This window comes from Streptomyces sp. SudanB5_2050 (assembly GCF_964272335.1).
Lineage (GTDB): Bacteria > Actinomycetota > Actinomycetes > Streptomycetales > Streptomycetaceae > Streptomyces > Streptomyces rochei.
Window position 1 is genome coordinate 2,079,600 of the sequence record NZ_OZ186760.1, and the last position, 21,674, is coordinate 2,101,273.

The following is a 21,674-nucleotide window of genomic DNA, read 5'->3' on the forward strand; positions in this document are numbered from 1 at the left end:
GTACGACCACCGCGCGCACCGCGCACCGGAAGGCTGAGGCCCGTGCGAGCCACCCTGCGCTGGGCCCACTCCGATCTGCGGACGCACCGGGGCGAGGCGCTGTTCCTCGTCCTCGCCACCGCCGGGATCGTCGCGTCGCTGCTGCTGGCCACGGCCCTGTTCGGGTACGCGACCAACCCCTGGCAGCGGGTCTTCGCGCAGGCCCGCGGCGCGCACGTCTGGCTGCACACCGACCGCGCCGCCGACGCCGGTGAGCTGGCCGCGCTGGACGGCGTCGAGGCAGTCGCCGGCCCGTATCCCACGGCATCCGCCACCGTCGCCGTACGCGGCACCCGCGCCTCCGTCGAACTGCGCGGCACCGCCGAGCGGCCCGAGGTGGGCCGCCCGCTGCTCACCGCGGGGCACTGGATCGACCCGGCCGATCCCGACGGGGTGGTCCTGGAGAGCCGTCTCGCCCGCGCGCTGCTGGCCCAGCCCGGCGACACCCTCGCCCTGCCCGGCACCCCGCGCACCCTCACGGTGCTCGGCATCGCCGACAGCCCCGAGCGCCGCTACCGGCCGGGGGAACAGCCGGGCCTGGTGTGGGCGCCGCCGGCCGCGGTGCCCAACCCGGGCGGCCAGGTGATCGGGCTGCGGCTGACCGACCCCGGGGAGACGGACTACGCCGTGCAGCGGGCGGTGACCGTACTGGGCGCCGGGGCGATCGGGCAGGTCTCCACCTGGGAGCAGGCCCGGGCCGAGGCGCAGGGCGACAACCGGCTGCTCGGCCAGGTGCTCGGACTGTTCGGGCTGGGCGCGCTGCTCGCGGCCGGGCTGGCGGTGCACGGGGCGATCGGCACCCGGATCCGGGGGCATCTGCGGGACATCTCGGTGCTCAAGGCGATCGGCTTCACGCCGGGCCAGGTGGTGCGGGTCTTCCTGCTGCTCCACCTCGCCTACGCGCTGCTCGGCGCGGTGGCCGCCGCCGCGCTCACCCAGGCGTTCGGCAGCCGGTTCCCGGGGCGGCTCGGGGACGCGGTCGGCGTCTGGCAGGGGCTGCCCGGGCACACCGTCGCGCTGGTCGCCGTACCGGCGTGCGCGGTGCTGTTCATCGGCGCCACCACGGGGCTCGCGGCGTGGCGGGCGGGGCGGGTGCCGCCGGTGCCGGTGCCGCGTCCGGCGGCGGCGCGCGGCGGGGGGCTGTCCGGGGCGGCCCGCGGGGCGCTGGGGCTGCGGGTGCTGCGGGTTCCGGTGCGGTCCCGGGTGCGGGGTCGAGGTGAACGGGGTGCCGGTGGGTCCGGCGTCCGGGGCGCCGACGGGCCCGGCGCGCCCGCCCCGGCGAAGACCGGCGTCCCGGACCCCGGCGAGGCGGCCGGGATCCGCGAGCTGGAGGTGCGGGTGCCGCCCGCGCTGGTGCTCGGCTGGCACAAGGCGTTCGCCCGGCGGCCCCGTTCGCTCGCCGCGGTCGCCCGGCTCACGCTTCCGCTGCTGCTGATCGTGGTGGCGATGAGCGCGTGGACCACCATCGACCGCTTCCACACCCGGCCCGAACAGGTGGGTCTGCCGACCGCGCTGACCGTCCGCGCCGACACCGGTGCCGACGACCGCGGCACCCGGGCGCTGCTGGAACGCGACCCGCGGGTCGCCGCCGCCTACCCGGGCGTCGAGGTGGCCGCGCTGGTGCCGGGTCAGACGGCGACGATCGCGCTGCGCGGGCTCGGCACCCGCGAGGAGCCGTACCCGTACGCCCTGGCCGAGGGCCGTCGCGCGCACGGACCGGACGAGGCGGTGGCCGGGCAGGGGCTGCTGGACCTGCTGGACGTGCAGGTCGGCGACTGGGTGCGGATGACCGTCGGCGACCGGCCGCAGATCCTGCACATCGTGGGCCGCAGCATCGAGCCGGAGAACGCCGGCCGGGTCGTCTCCACCTCCCTGGACACCCTCCGGGAGAACGATCCGGGTCTCACGCCGACCCTGTACCAGCTGCGCCTGCGCCCGGGCGCCGACCCGGAGGAGGTCGCGGCGCGGCTCGCCGCGTCCGGGCCCGAGGGTCTGGAGGTGCACGCGGTGGCGAACCCGGCCGACGGGCTGTCCCCGCTGCGCGGCGTCGTCCTCGGGCTGATCGCCGTCCTCGCCCTCGTCGGGCTGATCGAGTTGCTCACGACGATCGGCGGCACCGTGAGGGAGGGCGAGCGGGACCTGCTCGCGCTCAAGGCGATCGGTCTGTCACCGCGCCAGATCACCGGCGTCACCGTCACGGCGACCGGCTGCACGACCCTGGCGGCCGTGCTCCTCGCCGCCGCCCTCGGACTGCCGCTCGCCCACTGGCTGATCGACGCCCAGGGCGCCTCCAGCGGCATCGGCGCGGGGATCGCCCGGGCGCCCTCCCCCGGGCTTCTGGCGGCCGTCGGTGCCGCGGCCGTGCTCGGAGCGGCGGCGCTGGCCGCGGTGCCGTCGGCGCGGGCGGCACGGCGGCGCCTCGCGGACACACTGAGCGCGGTGGCCTGACCGTTTCCGGCCGGGCCACCGCGCCGGTGGGCTCACCGCCGGCCGCGCAGCTCCCGGTAGGTGGCGACCAGCGCCTGGGTGGAGGCGTCCAGGCCGGGGACGTCGGCGCCCTCGGTCAGGGCGGGTTCGACGCGCTTGGCGAGCACCTTGCCCAGCTCGACGCCCCACTGGTCGAAGGAGTCGATGTTCCAGATCGCTCCCTGCACGAACACCTTGTGCTCGTAGAGGGCGACGAGCTGGCCGAGGACGGAGGGCGTCAGCGCGCGGGCGAGGACGGTGGTCGTCGGGTGGTCGCCCTTGAAGGTCTTGTGCGCGACCAGTTCCTCCGGGACGCCCTCGGCGCGCACCTCGTCGGGGGTCTTGCCGAAGGCCAGCGCCTGCGTCTGGGCGAAGAAGTTGGCCATCAGCAGGTCGTGCTGGGCCTTCAGCTCGTCGCTCAGCTCGGCCACCGGCTCGGCGAAGCCGATGAAATCCGCCGGGATCAGCTTCGTGCCCTGGTGGATCAACTGGTAGTAGGCGTGCTGGCCGTTGGTGCCGGGCGTTCCCCAGACCACCGGCCCGGTCTGCCACTCCACCTCGCGCCCGTCCCGGCCGACGTACTTGCCGTTGGACTCCATGTCGAGCTGCTGGAGGTAGGCGGTGAACTTGGACAGGTAGTGGCTGTAGGGCAGCACCGCGTGCGACTGGGCGCCCATGAAGTTGCCGTACCAGATGCCCAGCAGCCCCATCAGCAGGGGCACGTTGGACTCGGCGGGGGCGGTGCGGAAGTGTTCGTCGACGAGGCGGAAGCCGTCGAGCATCTCCCGGAAGCGGTCCGGGCCGATGGCGATCATCAGGGAGAGCCCGATCGCCGAGTCGTAGGAGTAGCGGCCGCCGACCCAGTCCCAGAACTCGAACATGTTGGCCGTGTCGATGCCGAAGTCCGCGACCTTCTCGGCGTTGGTCGACAGCGCGACGAAGTGCCGGGCGACCGCCTTCTCGTCGCCTCCAAGGCCGTCCAGCAGCCAGGCCCGGGCGGAGGTGGCGTTGGTGACCGTCTCGATGGTGGTGAAGGTCTTCGAGGCGATGACGAACAGGGTCTCGGCCGGGTCCAGGTCGCGGGTCGCCTCGTGCAGGTCGGCGCCGTCCACGTTGGAGACGAAACGGACCGTCAGGTCGCGGTCGGTGAAGGCGCGCAGCGCCTCGTAGGCCATCGCCGGACCGAGGTCGGAGCCGCCGATGCCGACGTTGACGACGTTCTTGATGCGCTTGCCGGTGTGGCCGGTCCACTCGCCGGAGCGGACCCGGTCGGCGAAGCCGGCCATCTTGTCCAGCACGGCGTGCACCTTGGGCACGACGTTCTCGCCGTCGACCTCGATCACCGCGTCCCGCGGGGCGCGCAGCGCGGTGTGCAGCACCGCCCGGTCCTCGGTGATGTTGATCCGCTCGCCGCGGAACATCGCGTCGCGCAGGCCGAAGACGTCGGTGGCGGCGGCCAGCTCGCGCAGCAGCCGCAGGGTCTCGTCGGTGACGAGGTGCTTGGAGTAGTCGACGTACAGGTCTCCCACCCGGAGCGTGCAGCCGGTGCCGCGGTCCGGGTCGGCGGCGAACAGCTCGCGCAGCCGCACCTCCTCCAGCTCCTCGCGGTGCTTGGCCAGCGCGGTCCATTCGGGCGTCTGGTTGAGCCTGGTACGGCCGTCTGCGTTCATGTCGGTCGTCAGCCTTCTTCCTTGGGTGTCCCAGCTGTCCCGGCCGTTACAACCTAATTGATCAGTACGGTCGGCACGGAAGAAGCCCGGCGGAGCCGGAGGAAGCCCGACGGGGCCGGAGGGGGTCCGACGGAGCCGGCGTCAGATCTCGCCCCGCAGCTTGGCGAGCGCCTCGGCGAGGATCGCCTCGCCGTCCGCGTCGCTGCGCCGCTCGCGCACGTACGCCAGGTGGGTCTTGTAGGGCTCGGTGCGCGGCGGGTCCGGCGGGTTGTCCCGGTCCTGCCCGGCGGGGAAGCCGCAGCGCGGGCAGTCCCAGGTGTCCGGCACCTGCGCGTCGCTCGCGAAGCTCGGCTGTGTCTCGTGTCCGTTGGAGCACCAGAAGGAGATGCGCAGACGCGGCGCGGACTCGCCGCGCTCGGCCTCGCCCATCGGCCCCGCCCCGACCCGGCTCCCCCGGATCGCGTTGCCACTTGCCACGGTGTAACTCCCTGCGTGATGGTGCCGCGAAGCGAGTCGGCGTTTCGCTTCGCTGCGAGGCGCCTCAGTCTACGTAAGGCCCAACGCGCGTCCAGTGGTTGGAGTTACAAGCCCAAGCGCCCAGACGCAAGCCCCATGATAGGCGGCGTCTTGCGGCGCGTACCGAACATGGGGCTTTACGTGCGGGAGTGCGTGACGTGGCAGGTGTGCTCCACGCCTGTCAGTCGATCGTCACGCGTGTCAGTTGTTCGCCTTCATCAGCAGGCCGAGCACCATGATGCACGCGAACCACAGCAGACCGACCACCACGGTGATCCGGTCGAGGTTGCGCTCGGCGACCGAGGAGCCGCCGACGGAGGACTGCATGCCGCCACCGAACATGTCGGAGAGGCCGCCGCCCTTCCCCTTGTGCATCAGCACCAGCAGCATCAGCAGCGCGCTGAAGACGATCAGGGCGATCGAGAACCCCAAAACCACGGCTGGACCAACTTCCTCGGATTCGGATGAACGACGGGGGCACGGTGACAGCAGGCCACCATGCCCCCGCAAGGGTACGACGTATCGCCGCTACGGCATACTCACCGGCCGACTGTCGCTCGGCTCACTGGTCGCGGAAGCGGACGATCTTGACGAACTCGTCGGAGTCCAGCGAGGCCCCGCCGACCAGCGCGCCGTCGATGTCGGCCTGCGCCATGATCTCGGCGACGTTGCCGGACTTGACGGAGCCGCCGTACTGGATGCGGACCTTGTCGGCCAGCTCCTGGGAGTACAGCTCGGCGAGCTTGCCGCGGATCGCCGCGCAGACCTCCTGGGCGTCCTCGGCGCCGCAGACCTTGCCGGTGCCGATCGCCCAGACGGGCTCGTAGGCGATGACGATCGTCTCGGCCTGCTCGGCGGGGAGGTCCTTGAGGCCGCCCTCGACCTGGGCGAGGGTGTGGGCGACGTGGTTGCCCGCCTCGCGGACGTCCAGCTCCTCGCCGACGCACAGGATCGGGGTCAGACCGTGCTTGTAGGCGGCCTTGACCTTGGCGTTCACCAGCTCGTCGGTCTCGGCGTGGTACTGCCGGCGCTCGGAGTGGCCGATCGCGACGTAGGTGCAGCGGAGCTTGGCCAGCATCGGGCCGGAGATCTCGCCGGTGTAGGCGCCGCCGTCGTGGGCGGAGACGTCCTGGGCACCGTACTTGATCTTCAGCTTGTCGTGCTCGACCAGGGTCTGCACCGAGCGCAGGTCGGTGAAGGGGACGAGGACGGCGACCTCGACGGCGTCGTAGTCCTTGTCCGCGAGGGCGAAGGCGAGCTTCTGGACGTGGGCGATGGCCTCGAGGTGGTTGAGGTTCATCTTCCAGTTGCCCGCCATCAGCGGCGTGCGGGTGGTCATCGGGGTCAGTCCTCCAGTGCGGCGAGGCCGGGGAGCGTCTTGCCCTCGAGGTATTCGAGGGAGGCGCCGCCGCCGGTCGAGATGTGGCCGAATGCGTTCTCGTCGAAGCCGAGCGTGCGGACGGCCGCGGCGGAGTCGCCGCCGCCGACCACGGTGAAGCCTGGGGCGTCGACGAGGGCCTGGGCGACCGCCTTGGTGCCCTCGGCGTAGTCGGGGTGCTCGAAGACGCCCATCGGACCGTTCCAGAAGACGGTGGCGGCGTCGGCGAGCTTCGAGGCGTACAGCTTGCGGGTCTCGGGACCGATGTCCAGACCCTCCTGGTCGGCGGGGATGGCGTCCGCGGCGACGGTGGTGGGGTGGGCCGGGGCCTTGGTCTTCAGGTCCGGGAACTCGGACGAGACCAGCACGTCGACGGGGAGGACCAGCTCGACGCCGTTCTTCTCCGCGCGCTCCATGTACTCCTCGACGGCCGGGATCTGGTCCTCCTGGAGGAGGGAGATGCCGACCTCGTACCCCTTGGCCTTGAGGAAGGTGTACGCCATGCCGCCGCCGATGAGGAGCCGGTCGGCCTTGCCGAGCAGCTGGTCGATGACGGCGAGCTTGTCGGAGACCTTGGCGCCGCCGAGGGCGACCACGTAGGGGCGCTGGACGTCGTCGGTGAGCTTCTTCAGGACGCCGACCTCGGTGGCGATGAGGTACCCGGCGTAGTGCGGGAGCTTCTTCGGCAGGTCGTAGACCGAGGCGTGCTTGCGGTGCACCGCGCCGAAGCCGTCACCGACGTACACGTCCGCGAGGGCGGCCAGCTTGTCGGCGAAGGCGGCGCGCTCGGCGTCGTCCTTGCTGGTCTCGCCCGCGTTGAAGCGCAGGTTCTCGATCACCGCGACCCGGCCGTCCGCGAGGCCGGCGACCGTGGACTCGGCGGCGGTGCCGACCGTGTCCTCGGCGAAGGCCACCTCGGCGCCGAGCAGCTCACCGAGGCGGGCGGCGGCCGGGGCCAGGGAGAAGGCGGGGTCCGGGGCGCCCTTGGGACGGCCCAGGTGCGAGGCGACGATCACGCGCGCGCCCGCGTCGGCCAGGGCCTTGACGGTGGGCACCACGGCGCGGATGCGGCCGTCGTCGGTGATGGTGGTGCCGTCCAGCGGCACGTTGAGGTCGGCGCGGACGAAGACGCGCTTGCCGGTGACGCCTTCGGAGAGCAGTTCGTCGATCGTCTTCATGCAGTGGGCTCCTGGGTTCTCGGATCGCTCGTGATCCTACGAGGGCTGGTCGCTGCGCACGCGACGCAGGGCCCGGACAGCGCGGCCTTGCGCTGCCCGAGCCCTGCTGTCACATGCGAGGTGCCTGCTGAGTCCGGCTGGATCAGAGCTGGTTGCCGACGAAGACCGTGAGGTCGACGAGGCGGTTGGAGTAGCCCCACTCGTTGTCGTACCAGCCGATGACCTTCACGTTCTTGCCGTCCTGGACCATGGTCAGGGACGAGTCGAAGGTGCAGGACGCCGGGGCGTTGACGATGTCCGAGGAGACGATCGGGTCCTCGGTGTACTCCAGGATGCCCTTGAGCTCGCCCTCGGCGGCCTTCTGGAAGGCGGCGTTGACCTCTTCCTTGGTGACCTCGCGGCCGAGCTCCAGGACCAGGTCGGTGACCGAGCCGGTCGGGACCGGGACGCGCATGGCGATGCCGTCCAGCTTGCCCTTGAGCTGCGGGAGGACCAGCGCGGTGGCCTTGGCGGCACCCGTGGTGGTCGGGATGATGTTCTCCGCGGCGGCACGGGCGCGGCGCAGGTCCTTGTGCGGGAAGTCCAGGATGCGCTGGTCGTTCGTGTACGCGTGGACCGTCGTCATCAGACCCTTGACGATGCCGAAGTTCTCGTCGAGGACCTTGGCCATCGGCGCCACACAGTTGGTGGTGCAGGAGGCGTTGGAGATGACGTGGTGGTTCGCCGGGTCGTACTTGTCCTGGTTGACGCCCATCACGATGGTGACGTCCTCGTCCTTGGCCGGGGCCGAGATGAGGACCTTCTTCGCGCCGCCCGCGATGTGCTTCTCGGCGTCGGCCTTCTTGGTGAAGATGCCGGTCGACTCGATGACGATGTCGACACCCAGCTCGCCCCACGGGATGTCGGCGGGGTTGCGCTCGGCGAGGACCTTGATGGTCTTGTCACCGACGGTGATGGTGTCCTCGGTGTGCGAGACCTCGTACGGGAGGCGCCCGAGGATGGTGTCGTACTTCAGCAGGTGGGCGGTGGTCGCGGTGTCACCCAGGTCGTTGACAGCCACGATCTCGATGTCTGCACCCTGCTCCAGCAGCGCGCGGAAGTAGTTACGACCGATGCGGCCAAAGCCGTTGATGCCTACGCGGATCGTCACGAACCGATCTCCTCGTTGGTACGCCGGCCCGATGTGCCGGCGAGCTGTATTTGGGATGTCCCCGACCACCTCCGACCCTACCTCTCCACGGCGTCGGGGGTGACATCGAGACGGCCCATTCCCGGCAGGGCGGTCCGTACCCGCCAGTAGGGGTACGGACCGCCCCGGGTGACGGGGACCGATCACCCGATTTCGCTACACCGTGTCAGTCCCCCGTGTCCCGGTTTTCACTCGTCCAGGGCACGCAGCGCCTGCCGGACCAGTGCCGTCCGGGCGGCCGGTTCGGTGAGGTGCTCCAGGCCGAAGCCGAGGAGCACGGTGTCGTCCGTGGTGACGGCGCCGTAGGTCTGGAACAGGGTGCCGGTGCGGGTCCAGTCCTTCAGGACGGCGGGGCTGCCGGCCGGCGGTCCGGCCACCTGCCAGGCGCCGAGCGAGGTCTCGAAGCCCTCGGTCTGCGTCGCCGCGCCGCCGACGACCAGGGAAGCGTCGTCGGCGAGGACGCCGCGTCCGCCGCTGCCGGGGTCGGTGACGTAGGAGATCGAGACGTCCACGGACTTCCCGGCGTAGGCGCTCAGGTCGAACTCGACCTGCCGCCATCCCCCGGAGGACCCGGTGAGGCTGTTCCACTGCCCGGTGGTGCCGGTGGCGGCGCAGCCGTCGTCGGACAGGGTGAGGTAGTGCTCCAGCCAGGGGTGCTCGCCCACGTAGAAGCCGGCCCCGCACTCGGCCGGCACGGCGGTGCCGGTCGCGCCGCCCGCCTCGGGGAGCGTGGTCCAGTCGTCGGCGCCGGTGGTGTGCGCCTCGACCAGGGCGTGGTCGTAGCCGCTCTCGGTGTCCCACAGGAGCTGGGTGCGCAGGGTGGGGCGGTCGGCGGCGGTGACGCCGGTGAGGTCGACGGTGCGGGTGAGGCGCTTGTAGGCGTCGTCGGTGTGGACGGCGGCGGCCATCCAGGCGCCCGCGTAGGGCCCGTACGGGTTGACCGTCCCGGCGAACTTCCCGGCGCCCTCGCTCGCGAACTGCGGGTAGGTGTCGGCGGGCAGCTGGTCGGAGGTGACGCTGTAGGTGCCGGCGGCGTCCAGCGGGTTGCCGGGGGCGTCGCCGAGCGTGCCGGTGGTCCCGTCGAGCTTGCCGGAGCCGGTGAATCCGGTGGCTCCGGAGAGGGAGGTGCGGGTGTAGGCGCCCAGGTAGTACTGGCTGAAGTCGTTCGACAGCGTGCCGTCGCCGAGGTCGACGCTGCCGCCGGCCCGCTCGCCCGCCTCGATCAGCCTGCCGCCCTCGTTGAGGTAGGCGCGGAGCTGGAGCTGGGTGGCGTTGCCCGGGTTGGCCGCGCCGGTGTAGTGGACGACGGTGTCGAAGTGGCCGAGGACGCCGAGCGCGTCGGGCGCGCCCTGGGTGGCGACGTCCCAGACGGCCGCCCGCTTGCCGTTGGCCTTGAGGGCGTCCACGTAGGTCTGCGCGTGGGCGGCCTTCGCGCCCTCCTCGGCGACGATCAGGACGTCGGCGCGGGGCCGCTCGGCGATCGTGTAGGTGAAGTGCTCGCTCTCGGTCCGCTTGCCCTGCTTCGTCTCGCCGGTGAACCAGACCTCGACCTTGTCGCCGCGGTCGCCGTCCTTGACCTCGGCGCGGTACTCGTCGAAGTGGAGGTTGTCCTCGCCGCCGTACGTCTCGCCGCCGCGCCAGGGCTTCAGGGCCATGTCGTGGACGCGTCCGCCGTTGACCCGGTACTTCAGCTCCTTGTCGCGCACCGACTTGCGCACCACGACGGAGACCTCCTGGTCGGCGCCGCGCGCGTAGGAGGTGGTGAAGGGGGCCGGGGTGAAGTCGGCGGCCTCGATGCCGACGGAGGAGGACGGCCGGTCGGGGTGCGCGGCGCTCTCGGCGACGGAGAGCGCGAAGGGGATGTTCTTCGCGAACTCCTCCTGGATCAGCTTCTCGTCGTCGGGGAAGTTGAAGCCGGACTGGCAGTCGCCCGCGTTCCACTCGTCGTCGGGGTACTGGTCGGAGATGGTCTGGCAGGTGGACATCTCGGGGGTGAACATCGCCATGCCGTTGACGTTGGCCGCGTGGCCGTCCGCCTCGCCGTTGGTGGTGTACAGCTCCGAGGAGACCTGCGGGCGGTAGCCCGGGATCGCCGAGTTCTCGGGGGTGCCGGCGAGTGCCTGGTAGAGGACGTCGTCCGGGGTGTGGGTGGCGACCTGCCAGCCGACGCCGTAGAGGAGCAGTTCGGCGGCGGAGTGGTAGTTGATGCCGTACGCGAAACCGATCCGCTTCTGGAAGCGGTCCAGGGCCTTGGTCTCGGGCTCGGAGTTCGGGCCGGGGCCGCGGTAGGTCTGGCTCGTCGGGTTCGGGGACGAGCCCTCGTCGTCGTAGCCCCACTTGTAGGCGAAGTTGCGGTTGAGGTCGACGCCGTCGCCGGTGCCGATGGCGCCGTCGCCGTTGTTGTCGCGCAGGTTCTTGCGCCACAGGCGGTTGTCGGTGTTCTGGAAGGTGTAGTCGTAGCCGTCGGGGTTGGCGGACAGCAGGAACCACAGTTCGGTGGAGTCGACCAGCTTCCTGATCCGCCGGTCCTTCTCGTAGTTGTCCAGGTAGTGGTGCATCAGCCGCCGGGTCATCTCCGGGGTGATCCACTCGCGCGCGTGCTGGTTGGACATGTAGAGGACCGCGGGCTTGGAGCCGTCCCGGGTCCGGTCCGCGTGCTTGGTGAGCTTGAGGGCGAGGATGTCCTGGCCGTTCACCGTCTTGCCGATCGAGACGACCTTGGTGAGACGGGGGTGCTCCTGCGCGGTGCGCAGGATCTCCTCCCGGAGGCCGCCGCTGCCGCTGTACGGGCGGAAGACGCCCTCGGCGGCGTCCTCGACCCGTTCCTCGGCCCGGGCGGAGAGGGTGTGCTCCTTGAGGTCGACGCCCTGTTTCTCCAGCTCTCCGGCCTGCCGGTCGGTGAGGTAGACCTCGACGGTGGCGGTGCCCCGGTCGGGGACCTGCTCACCGAGTTCGTGGCCGTCCTGGCCGGCGGCCAGCAGCAGGGGGACCTGCTCCTGGGTGACGTCGGCCCGGAAGACCTTCACCTCGTCCGCGTCGGTGTTCGCGGAGTCCGAGGGCTGTGCCTGGGCGATGGGTGCGAAGCTCGCTCCGCCGATCAGGAGCGCGCCGACGGCGAGGATCGATCTCGCTCTTCGTCTCATGAACCCCCCTAGATGGGGCCTGTCCGACAGGCCTGGGTTCGCCACAGCAGCGAACAGATGCCAGGCTCATGACAGCTCATGATCGAGTCAAGAGCGCGGGAAGGACACGCGAAAGCCGGAACGGGTCACCCAAGTGGGCGCCCACATCGGCTGGTTGACGCCCCGCACGGCGGGGACCGGCGGTCGTGCGTGGGGGGGGCGAGACCGGCGCGGGCAGCCGAAGGCTTGGGGGTGGGGCGGGACCGGCGCGGGCAGCCGAAGGCTTGGGCGGTGGGCCGGACTGGGCTGCGGCTTGCGCGGTGGCCCGGGTCCACGGCCGACGCGGTCGGCGCGGTCGGCTGAGTCGCGGCTGGCGCGGACGGCCCGGTGTGGCCGGCGCGGGCACCCGGGCGACGGAGTCGCGCGGACGGCCGGTGCGGCTTGCGCGACCGGCCCGGTGCGATAGCGCGGTCGCCTGGGCGACGGGCTCGTGTGGACGGCCGGTGCGGCTTGCGCGGCTGGCCCGGTGCGGCAGCGCGGTGGCCTGAGCGACGGGCTCGCGCGGACGGCCCGGAGCGGCTGGCGCGGACGACGGCTCGCGTGGGCGGCCGGGAGGGGCGCCTGGACGAACGACGGCTCGCGTGGGCGGCCGGGTGTGCCCTGCGCACCCGCCCGGCCGACAGGCAGACGCGGACGACCGGGAGCGGCCCGCACGATGGAGACCGGACGGCAGGCTCACGCGAGGCGACCCCCTGCGGCCTGCGCGGACGGTCGGCTCGGCGTGTGACGGACGACGCGCGCCGGCCCGACGACGGGCCGGCGCGTTCGGTCAGCCGACGAGGTTGTCGGCCAGTTCGTCGCTGAGGTTGGCGTCCGTGCCGGGGATGCCGAGGTCCGAGGCCCGCTTGTCGGCCATGGCCAGCAGCCGGCGGATGCGGCCGGCGACCGCGTCCTTGGTCAGCGGCGGGTCGGCGAGGGCGCCCAGCTCCTCCAGCGAGGCCTGCTTGTGCTCCATCCGCAGCCGGCCCGCCGCGGCGAGGTGCTCCGGCACGTCGTCGGCGAGGATCTCCAGGGCCCGCTGGACCCGGGCGCCGGCGGCGACGGCCGCGCGAGCGGAGCGGCGCAGGTTGGCGTCGTCGAAGTTGGCCAGGCGGTTGGCGGTGGCCCGGACCTCACGGCGCATCCGCCGCTCCTCCCAGGCCAGCACGGAGTCGTGCGCGCCGAGCCGGGTGAGCAGGGCGCCGATCGCGTCGCCGTCGCGGACCACGACCCGGTCCACGCCGCGCACCTCGCGGGCCTTCGCGGCGATCGACAACCGGCGGGCGGCGCCGACCAGGGCGAGCGCGGCCTCGGGACCCGGGCAGGTCACCTCCAGGGAGGAGGAGCGCCCGGGCTCGGTGAGCGAACCGTGCGCCAGGAACGCGCCCCGCCACGCGGCCTCGGCGTCACAGGTGGCCCCCGAGACCACCTGCGGCGGCAGCCCGCGGATCGGCCGGCCCCGCCCGTCGACCAGGCCGGTCTGCCGGGCGAGCTGATCACCGCCCGCGACCACCCGAACGACGTAACGCGAGCCGCGGCGCAGCCCGCCCGGCGCCATCACGATCAGCTCGGAACTGTGCCCGAAGATCTCCAGGATGTCCCGCTTGAGGCGGCGCGCCGCGTTCGCCGTGTCCAGCTCCGCCTCGATCACGATGCGCCCGCTCACCAGGTGAAGGCCGCCGGCGAACCGCAGTACGGCGGAGACCTCCGCCTTTCTGCAGCAGGTCCGGGTGACGGGGAGCCGGGAGATCTCGTCCTTCACCGCTGCCGTCATCGCCATGGGCCGATCCTTCCATGCATCCGAAAAATACGGTCGTACGCGGCGGCCAGCAGCTCCGGGTCGTGCCTCGGGGTCCCGTCGGTCCGGGCTACCGGAGCCAGCTCGACCGCGGCGCCGAACCGTTTCGCGGCATCGGTGAGCGAGTCACGGTCGGGCACGGCGGCCTCGTCGGCCAGCACCACGTCCAGGGCGAGTTTAGGGGCGTGTCGTCCCAAAACCTCCAAATGACGCTGCGGTGAGAAGCCCTCGGTTTCCCCGGGCTGCGGCGCGAGGTTCAAGGAGAGCACCCGGCGCGCCTTCGTCTCGACGAGGGCGTCCAGCAGGTCGGGCACGAGCAGGTGCGGGATGACCGAGGAGAACCAGGAACCGGGACCGAGCACCACCCAGTCGGCGTCCAGGACGGCGTCGACCGCCTCGGGGACGGCCGGCGGGTCGTTCGGCACCAGGTGCACGGACTGGACCTCGCCCGGGGTGAGGGCCACGGTCGCCTGTCCGCGCACGGTGTCCACCGCGTCGGGCCGGTCCGGGTCGTGTCCCCTGACCAGGGCCTGGAGCTCCAGCGGCACCGCGGACATGGGCAGCACGCGTCCGTGTGCGCCGAGCAGCTTGCCGACCAGGTCGAGGGCCTGGACGTGGTCGCCCAGCTGTTCCCACAGGGCGACGATCAGCAGATTGCCGACCGCGTGTTCGTGCAGGTCGCCCTGGGACTGGAAGCGGTGCTGGATGACGCGCGCCCAGGTCTGGCCCCAGTCGTCGTCGCCGCACAGCGCGGCCAGCGCCTTGCGCAGGTCGCCGGGCGGCAGGACGCCCAGCTCGTCACGGAGTCGCCCGCTGGAGCCGCCGTCGTCGGCCACGGTGACGACGGCAGTGAGGTCGCCGGTGATCCGGCGCAGTGCGGCGAGCGAGGCGGACAGGCCCATGCCGCCGCCGAGGGCGACGACCTTGGGCTGGGCGCCCCGGCGGCGCGGCTTGCCGCCGCGCGCCTGTTCGGGCCGGGCGGCACGGGCCTCGGCGGGTCTGCCGCCGCGCCCTTCGGGCACCACCCGGCGCAGCCTGCTCAGCCGCGGAGTACGTCCTGTCATTCCCGTCCCATGTCCCGGTGGACGACCACCGTCTCCACGCCCTCGGCGGCGAGCCGGGCGGCGAGCTTCTCCGACATGGCCACGGACCGGTGCTTGCCGCCGGTGCAGCCGACGGCGACGGTCACATAGCGCTTGCCCTCCCGACGGTAACCCGCGGCGATCATCTGCAGCAGCTCGGTGTACCGGTCGAGGAACTCCTTGGCCCCCGGCTGGTTGAGGACGTAGGAGGACACCTCCTCGTTCAGGCCGGTGAACGGGCGCAGCTCCGGGACCCAGTGCGGGTTGGGCAGGAAGCGCATGTCCACGACCAGGTCGGCGTCGACCGGCAGGCCGTACTTGAAGCCGAAGGACATGACGGTGGCCCGCAGCTCCGGCTCCTCCTCCCCGGCGAACTGGGCGTCCATCTTGGCGCGCAGCTCGTGCACGTTGAGGCTGGAGGTGTCGATCACCAGGTCGGCATCGCCGCGCAGCTCCCGCAGCAGCTCCCGCTCGGCGGCGATGCCGTCCACGATCCGGCCGTCGCCCTGGAGGGGGTGCGGCCGGCGCACCGACTCGAAGCGGCGCACCAGGGCGTCGTCGGAGGACTCCAGGAAGACGATCCGGCGGGTGACGCCGCGGGCGTCGAGGTCGGCGAGGGACTCGCGCAGATTGTCGAAGAAGCGCCGGCCGCGGACGTCGACGACCACCGCGATCCGTGCCACGTTGCCCTGCGAGCGGGCGCCCAGCTCCACCATGGTGGGGATCAGGGCGGGCGGCAGGTTGTCCACGACGAACCAGCCGAGGTCCTCCAGACACTTGGCGGCCGTCGAGCGGCCGGCCCCGGACATGCCGGAGATGATCACCAGCTCGGGGATGGCCGCCTCGTGCGCCCCGGCTGTTTCCTTGCCCGTACTCACCTGTGCTCCGTCGTTCTGGCGCGGGTCCGGTCCGGCCGTCCGCGGGTCCGCGTCCCCGCCGGCCGTGCCGTGGGCCTGTTCTCGTCCCGTTGCGGGCCGTGCCTCGTGCTCGGTCATCTCTCCTGCCCCCGTCGTTCGTCCGGGGTGCCCGCGGTCACGGGCTCCCCCGGGGCATCCGTCGTCGTCTCGGGTGCCCCGTCCTCGTCTTCCATGATCTCTCCGGTCGCCGTGTTCACGGCGGGTGCGGCCGGGGTGGCCCGGGCGAGGGCCACGGCGACGGTCTCGGCCGTCTTGCGGCCTATGCCGGGCACCTCGCAGATCTGGTCGATCGTCGCCGCCCTGAGCTTCTTCACCGAACCGAAGTGCTTGATCAGCGCCTGCTTGCGGGTCTCCCCGAGGCCCGGCACGTCGTCCAGCGGGCTGGAGCGGAAGCGCTTGGCGCGCTTGACGCGCTGGTAGGTGATCGCGAAGCGGTGGGCCTCGTCCCGGACCCGCTGGAGCAGGTACAGGCCCTCGCTGGTGCGGGGCAGGACGACCGGGTCGTCGTCGCCGGGCAGCCACACCTCCTCCAGGCGCTTGGCCAGACCGCAGACGGCGATGTCGTCGATGCCCAGCTCGTCCAGGGCCCGCTGGGCCGCCGCCACCTGCGGCTGCCCCCCGTCGACGACGACGAGCTGGGGCGGGTAGGCGAAGCGCTTGGGGCGGCCGTCGTCGTCCTTGAGGGCGGGGCCGTCCACCAGTGCCTCGCCGTCGTCCGGCATGGCCCGGCCGTCCGCGGGCGCCCGGCCGTCGGAGGCGACGTCACCGACGCCCGGTCCGGCGGTGTCCGCGTCCTGGCCGTCCGCCCACTCGCCGGTCCTCTCCTTCTCGGCGAGGTAGCGGCGGAAGCGGCGGGTGATGACCTCGTGCATGGAACGGACGTCGTCCTGTCCCGCGAAGCCCTTGATCTGGAACCGTCGGTATTCGCTCTTCCGGGCCAGCCCGTCCTCGAAGACGACCATGGAGGCCACGACGTCGTCGCCCTGGAGGTGCGAGATGTCGTAGCACTCGATCCGCAGCGGGGCGCTGTCCAGGTCCAGGGCCTCGGCGATCTCCTCCAGCGCACGCGAGCGCGTGGTCAGGTCGGAGGCGCGCTTGGTCTTGTGCAGGACGAGCGCCTGCTGGGCGTTGCGCTCGACGGTTGCCATCAGCGCCTTCTTGTCGCCGCGCTGCGGGATGCGCAGCGAGACGCCCGAGCCCCGGCGCTCGGTCAGCCACTGCTGGACCGGCTCCACCGGGTCGGGCAGGGCGGGGACCAGGACCTCCTTGGGGACGGCGTCCCCGGTCTCCTCGCCGTACAGCTGCTGCAGGGCGTGCTCGACGAGGGCGCCGGTGGTGATCTCCTCCACCTTGTCGGTGACCCAGCCGCGCTGGCCGCGCACCCGGCCGCCGCGCACGTGGAAGATCTGGACGGCCGCCTCCAGCTCGTCCTCGGCGACCGCGATCAGGTCCGCGTCGGTCGCGTCGGCGAGGACCACCGCGCTCTTCTCCATGGCCTTCTTCAGCGCGCCGATGTCGTCGCGCAGGCGGGCCGCGCGCTCGTACTCCATCTCCTCGGCCGCGTCGGCCATCTGCCGCTCCAGGCGGCGCAGGTAGGTGCCGGTGCGGCCGGCCATGAAGTCGCAGAACTCCTCGGCCAGCTCCCGGTGGTCCTCGGGGGAGATCCGCTCCACACAGGGCGCGGAGCACTTGCCGATGTAGCCGAGCAGGCAGGGGCGGCCGGTGCGGGCGGCGTTCTTGAAGACGCCGGCGGAGCAGGTGCGCACCGGGAAGACCCGCAGCAGCAGGTCGACGGTGTCGCGGATCGCCCAGGCGTGCCCGTACGGCCCGAAGTAGCGCACGCCCTTCTTCTTGTGGCCGCGCATCACCTGGACGCGGGGGAACTCCTCGTTCATCGTCACCGCGAGGTACGGGTAGCTCTTGTCGTCGCGGTACTTGACGTTGAACCGGGGGTCGAACTCCTTGATCCAGGAGTACTCCAGCTGCAGCGCCTCGACCTCCGTGGACACCACCGTCCACTCCACGGAGGCGGCCGTGGTGACCATGGTGCGGGTGCGGGGGTGCAGGTTCGCCAGGTCCTGGAAATAGTTGGCCAGGCGCTGGCGCAGGCTCTTCGCCTTCCCGACGTAGATCACCCGGCGGTGCTCGTCACGGAACCTGTACACCCCCGGGGAGTCCGGGATCTCACCCGGCCTGGGGCGGTAGCTGGAGGGGTCGGCCATGACTCACACCCTACTGGCGGGGACCGACACCGCGACGGGCCTGTGGACAGCGCCCCCGGGCGTCATCGAGGGCCTGCCGGTCACGCCGGGTGCCCGCACGGTGGCCGGACGGTGCGTTCTCGGCCAGGAGTGCGTCGCGGTCCGGCGACAGGTGTTGTCGGGACTTGGTCAACACGCTTCAATGCGGGGGGACTCGGGGCCTGAAGTACGGCGTACGGATGTGAAGACCGCTGCGCCGCGACCGGGGGCGGCCCCGGCTGATCCGTCGAACGGTCTGACCAGCCGTCGTGAACTTCACAGAGAGGCCCCTGCATGCCGCCCGCCACCACCCAGCACCTGGACGTCGCCACCGCGGAACTCGACTCGGCCCTGCGCGGTGGCCCCTTCCACGTGGCCCTGCGCGCGGCGATCGCCGCCCGCGGACTGCCGCTGCAGCGCGTGCAGCACCACCTGACGCGCCACGGGGTGAAGGTGGGCGTCACCAGCCTCAGCTACTGGCAGCAGGGGGCCCGGCGCCCGCAGCGTCCGGAGTCCCTGCGGGCGGTGCGGGCGCTGGAGGAGATACTGCGGCTGCCGGAGGAGTCGCTGATCCGGCTGCTGGCCGAGGCCGACGAGGACCCGGAGCATCGGCGGCCGGCCGCCCGTTCCTACCGCGCGCAGGTGGAGGCCTCCGGCGTCCTGGAGCGGCTGCTGGCCGAGCTGGGCCAGCCGTCGCCGGACGGCGGGGTCCACACCCTCGGCCACCACGAACGGATCCTGATCGGGTCCCGTCGTGAGCTGGCCGGCCGCGAGTCGCACCACATCGTCCGTGCCCACCGCGACGGCGTCGACCGCTTCGTCGCCGTCCACCACGGCGACCCGGGGTGCGTGCCCGCCCGGATGACGGTCCGGGCGCTGGAGAACTGCCGCACGGGCCGGGTCCGCACCCACGACGAGACCGGGGTGCTGGTGGCGGAGCTGCTCTTCGACACGCGGCTGCGAGCCGGTGAGACCCACCTCTTCCGGTACGGGGTCGAGGACGGCACGGCGGGGGTGAGCCGCGAGTACGTCCGCGAGTTCGGCGCGGCGGGCGGGCAGTACGCCCTCCAGGTGCGCTTCGACGAGGCGGCCCTGCCGGCGCGCTGTCACCGGTTCACGCAGCACTCTCCGGCGGCGCCGCGCGGCGGCCGGCAGGAACTCGTCCTCGGCGGGCACCGCTCGGTGCACCTCGTGGAACCGCGGGTGCGGGCCGGGATGCTGGGGATCGGGTGGGACTGGGAGTGAGCGGGCGGTCGCGCGGCCGGCCGGTCAGGCGCCGGTACCGGCGACGATCCGCCCCTGCTTCACCTGGACCGGCAGCTCGACGAGCGGCACGGTCGCCGGGGCGTGCAGCACCTCGCCGGTCCGGGCGTCGAACTCGCTGCCGTGGCAGGGACACACGAGTTTCGTCCCCTCCAGCTTCCTGATGGGGCACCCCGCGTGGGTGCAGACCGTGCTGAACGCCTTCAGCGAGCCGTCGTCGGCCCGGCTGACCACCACGTGGTGATCCCGGTCCAGCCGGGTCGTCCCCCTGGCCATCTCCCCGTCCGCGCCGAGGTCGACGGGTGCCGTGGGGCGGGCGGGCGCGGCACCGTCCTCGCCCGGTGAGCAGGCGACCGCACCGAGTCCGGCGACGGACGTGAGGGCCGCCGACCGCAGGACGGTACGACGGCTCGGGGCGGGACGGCCAGGCATGCGGACTCCACTGGTCGGGGGGTGTGCAGGGCGACGATATCCGGCGGCCGGGGACGCCGTGCGGGGCGGGGGCGTGGCGCCGGAGCCGCCGTGCGGGACGGGTGGCGTGGAGCCGATCCCGCCCCGGCAGCGGCGCGTAAACGCTTGCGCAAGCGTTTACGCGCCCCTCGGGGATGGGGTACGGTCCGGCCAGTACGGCGCCGCGACCGGGTGGCGCCGCTGCCCGGCCGCGTGTGAAGGGGGAACCGTCGATGGCGACCATGGCCGACGTCGCACGCAGCGCCGGAGTCTCCGTGGCGACCGTCTCGCACGTGCTCAACGGCACCCGTCCGGTGCTCCCCCACACCCGGCAGGCCGTGCTGGACGCCGTGGAGGAGCTCGGCTACACCCCGAACACCCTGGCCCGCTCCCTGGTGACCTCCCGCACCCGGTCCATCGGGCTCGCGGTGTCGGCGATCAGCAACCCGTACTTCACGGAGATCCTCCAGGGCGTCGAGGCCGCGGCGCTGGAGCACGGCTACGGTCTGCTCATCGCCGACCCGCACGACGATCCCGGGCACGAGCGCGAGGTCGTCCGGTTGCTGCACGAGCGGCGGGTGGACGGCGTGATCGTCGCGCCCTCCGCCGACCCGCGCGGCCTCGTCGCCTACCTGGGCCGCCACCGGGTGCCGACGGTGTTCCTCGACCGGATCGTGGACGGTGCGGCGGAGGACGGGGCCCCGCCCTTCGACCAGGTCTGCGCCGAGGGCACCGGCCCGACGAGCCGGCTGGTGACCCACCTCGCCGGGCTCGGCCACCGCAGGATCGGTCTGGTCGCCGGACGGCCGGGCCTCAGCACGACGCGCGAGCGGATCACCGGCTACCGGCACGGCCTCGCCACCGCCGGGCTTCCCTGGGACGAACGGCTCGTCGTCCACGGCGACTCCGAGGCGGCCGGCGGCGAGCGGGCCACGGGGGCGCTGCTGTCACTGCCGGTACCGCCGACCGCGCTGGTCACCGCCAACAACGCCATGACGATCGGCGCGCTGCGCGCCCTGCGCGAGCGCCGGCTGTCCGTGCCCGGGGACCTCGCGCTGTGCTGCTTCGACGACTTCGCCTGGGCGGACCTCTTCTCCCCCAGGCTCACCGCCGTGGCGCAGCCCAGCAGGGAGATCGGGGCCCGCGCGGTGCGGCTGCTGCTGGACCGCCTCGCCGAACCGGACCGGCCCGGGCGCACCGAGCGGCTGCCCTGTGCCTTCGTCCACCGCACCTCGTGCGGCTGCCCCGAGCGGGCCGAGCTGTCCGAGCTATCCGAGTAAGCCTCCGCAATGGTTCACGAAAGGACACTCCCGTGATCGTCGTCGCCGGTGAGGCCCTGATCGACCTGGTACCGCAGGGCACGGGCGCCCTCGCCGCACTGCGGCCCGCACTCGGCGGGGGCCCGTACAACACGGCCGTAGCGCTGGGCCGCCTCGGCTCCCCCACCGCCTTCTGCTCCCGGGTGTCGTACGACGCCTTCGGTGAGGCGCTGCTGGACCGGCTGCGGGAGACCGGGGTGGACCTCGCCCCGGTGCAGCGCGGCAGCGAGCCGACGACGCTCGCCGTGGCCTCGGTGGACGCGGAGGGGTCCGCCGCGTACTCCTTCTACGTGGAGGGGACGGCGGACCGGCTGTTCTCGGTGCCCGCCTCGCTGCCGTCCGGCACCCGGGCGGTGTCCTTCGGCACCTGTTCCCTGGTGCTGGAGCCCGGGGCCAGCGCGTACGAGGAGCTGCTGCGCCGGACCGCCGCGCGGGGCGTCTTCACCGCGCTGGACCCCAATGTCCGGGCCGGACTGATCGCGGACCCCGACGCCTACCGGGCCCGGTTCGAGAGCTGGCTGCCGTCCGTGACCCTGCTGAAGCTGTCCGCCGAGGACGCCGAATGGCTCGGCGGGACGCCTCGTCAGTGGCTGGCGGCGGGTCCGGCGGCGGTCGTGGTGACTCGGGGCGGGGCCGGACTGACCGCGTACACCCGGGACGGCGGCGAATACACGGTACCCGGTGAGCGGGTCGACGTGGTGGACACGATCGGCGCGGGCGACACGGTGAACGCCGCTCTGCTGCACGGCCTCGCGCAGCGCGACGCCCTCAGCGCCTCGGCGGTGGCCGCCCTGGGCGCGGAGGGCTGGCGGGGACTGCTGGGCTTCGCCGCGCGCGCGGCGGCGGTCACCTGCTCGCGGGCGGGCGCGGAACCGCCGTACGCCCATGAGGTGGCTAGCTGAACGCCGACGGCACCGGCCCGGCCTCCGGGTGCCCGCGCCGCGGGGCCTCGCCGCGACGCGGGCCGCACCGGGGGCGCACCGAGGGCCGCGACGCGGTGGCGGACAC

Annotated in this window: 16 protein-coding genes; 4 read left to right on the plus strand and 12 right to left on the minus strand. The window is 72.7% G+C overall.

Going from position 1 to position 21,674, the window contains the following annotated elements:
- The first annotated feature begins 42 nt into the window (after positions 1 to 42).
- Positions 43 to 2,487 carry an FtsX-like permease family protein gene (locus tag ACFZP7_RS09310; RefSeq protein ID WP_385634206.1) on the plus strand — a complete coding sequence of 815 codons (2,445 nt, stop codon included), beginning with the start codon at positions 43 to 45 and terminating at the stop codon, positions 2,485 to 2,487.
- Between the two features lie 32 nt (positions 2,488 to 2,519).
- Here ACFZP7_RS09310 and pgi read toward each other — a convergent pair whose 3' ends face one another.
- The 11 genes from pgi to uvrC all read right to left on the minus strand — a co-directional run bounded on the left by pgi (position 2,520) and on the right by uvrC (position 17,616).
- Positions 2,520 to 4,175: a glucose-6-phosphate isomerase gene (gene pgi / locus ACFZP7_RS09315; protein WP_385634207.1), complete on the minus strand. Its 1,656-nt coding sequence runs from the start codon at positions 4,173 to 4,175 to the stop codon at positions 2,520 to 2,522.
- Positions 4,176 to 4,316: 141 nt separating this feature from the next.
- Positions 4,317 to 4,604 carry an RNA polymerase-binding protein RbpA gene (locus ACFZP7_RS09320; protein WP_004002138.1) on the minus strand — a complete coding sequence of 96 codons (288 nt, stop codon included), beginning with the start codon at positions 4,602 to 4,604 and terminating at the stop codon, positions 4,317 to 4,319.
- A 288-nt stretch (positions 4,605 to 4,892) separates the two neighbouring features.
- Positions 4,893 to 5,123: a preprotein translocase subunit SecG gene (gene secG, locus ACFZP7_RS09325; protein ID WP_019331045.1), complete on the minus strand. Its 231-nt coding sequence runs from the start codon at positions 5,121 to 5,123 to the stop codon at positions 4,893 to 4,895.
- Between the two features lie 130 nt (positions 5,124 to 5,253).
- Positions 5,254 to 6,030 (minus strand): triose-phosphate isomerase, encoded by a 777-nt coding sequence (gene tpiA / locus ACFZP7_RS09330; RefSeq protein ID WP_019331046.1) that lies wholly within the window; start codon positions 6,028 to 6,030, stop codon positions 5,254 to 5,256.
- 5 nt (positions 6,031 to 6,035) lie between these two features.
- A complete protein-coding gene (locus ACFZP7_RS09335; RefSeq protein ID WP_030972171.1) occupies positions 6,036 to 7,247 on the minus strand; it encodes a phosphoglycerate kinase in 1,212 nt (403 codons plus the stop codon).
- Positions 7,248 to 7,389: 142 nt separating this feature from the next.
- Positions 7,390 to 8,397: a type I glyceraldehyde-3-phosphate dehydrogenase gene (gene gap / locus ACFZP7_RS09340; RefSeq protein ID WP_019331048.1), complete on the minus strand. Its 1,008-nt coding sequence runs from the start codon at positions 8,395 to 8,397 to the stop codon at positions 7,390 to 7,392.
- 227 nt (positions 8,398 to 8,624) lie between these two features.
- Positions 8,625 to 11,579 (minus strand): M14 family zinc carboxypeptidase, encoded by a 2,955-nt coding sequence (locus ACFZP7_RS09345; protein WP_385634208.1) that lies wholly within the window; start codon positions 11,577 to 11,579, stop codon positions 8,625 to 8,627.
- Positions 11,580 to 12,387: 808 nt separating this feature from the next.
- Positions 12,388 to 13,377, minus strand: a complete 990-nt coding sequence (whiA, locus tag ACFZP7_RS09350) for a DNA-binding protein WhiA (protein WP_019331050.1) — start codon at positions 13,375 to 13,377, stop codon at positions 12,388 to 12,390.
- Positions 13,368 to 14,459, minus strand: coding sequence for a uridine diphosphate-N-acetylglucosamine-binding protein YvcK (gene yvcK, locus ACFZP7_RS09355; RefSeq protein ID WP_030972167.1), 1,092 nt, complete (start codon positions 14,457 to 14,459; stop codon positions 13,368 to 13,370). Before yvcK ends, whiA begins: the two co-directional genes overlap by 10 nt.
- Positions 14,456 to 15,472 carry an RNase adapter RapZ gene (gene rapZ, locus ACFZP7_RS09360; protein ID WP_030972164.1) on the minus strand — a complete coding sequence of 339 codons (1,017 nt, stop codon included), beginning with the start codon at positions 15,470 to 15,472 and terminating at the stop codon, positions 14,456 to 14,458. Before rapZ ends, yvcK begins: the two co-directional genes overlap by 4 nt.
- Positions 15,469 to 17,616, minus strand: coding sequence for an excinuclease ABC subunit UvrC (gene uvrC / locus ACFZP7_RS09365; RefSeq protein WP_385634209.1), 2,148 nt, complete (start codon positions 17,614 to 17,616; stop codon positions 15,469 to 15,471). The genes rapZ and uvrC overlap by 4 nt, the downstream gene beginning before the upstream one ends.
- A gap of 312 nt (positions 17,617 to 17,928) precedes the next feature.
- On the opposite strand from uvrC, the gene ACFZP7_RS09370 reads away from it, so the two are divergent.
- Entirely contained in the window at positions 17,929 to 18,879 is a 951-nt protein-coding gene (locus ACFZP7_RS09370) for a hypothetical protein (protein ID WP_385634210.1), read from the plus strand.
- A 24-nt stretch (positions 18,880 to 18,903) separates the two neighbouring features.
- On the opposite strand, the gene ACFZP7_RS09375 is transcribed toward ACFZP7_RS09370, so the two are convergent.
- Positions 18,904 to 19,329 (minus strand): Rieske (2Fe-2S) protein, encoded by a 426-nt coding sequence (locus ACFZP7_RS09375; protein ID WP_385634211.1) that lies wholly within the window; start codon positions 19,327 to 19,329, stop codon positions 18,904 to 18,906.
- A gap of 251 nt (positions 19,330 to 19,580) precedes the next feature.
- Here ACFZP7_RS09375 and ACFZP7_RS09380 point away from each other — a divergent pair, with 251 nt between their 5' ends.
- Together ACFZP7_RS09380 and ACFZP7_RS09385 are read left to right on the plus strand one after the other, a co-directional pair.
- On the plus strand, positions 19,581 to 20,627 hold the full coding sequence (locus ACFZP7_RS09380; protein ID WP_385634212.1) for a LacI family DNA-binding transcriptional regulator: 1,047 nt from the start codon (positions 19,581 to 19,583) through the stop codon (positions 20,625 to 20,627).
- Positions 20,628 to 20,659: 32 nt separating this feature from the next.
- A complete protein-coding gene (locus ACFZP7_RS09385; protein WP_136235403.1) occupies positions 20,660 to 21,568 on the plus strand; it encodes a carbohydrate kinase in 909 nt (302 codons plus the stop codon).
- Positions 21,569 to 21,674 lie beyond the last annotated feature (106 nt).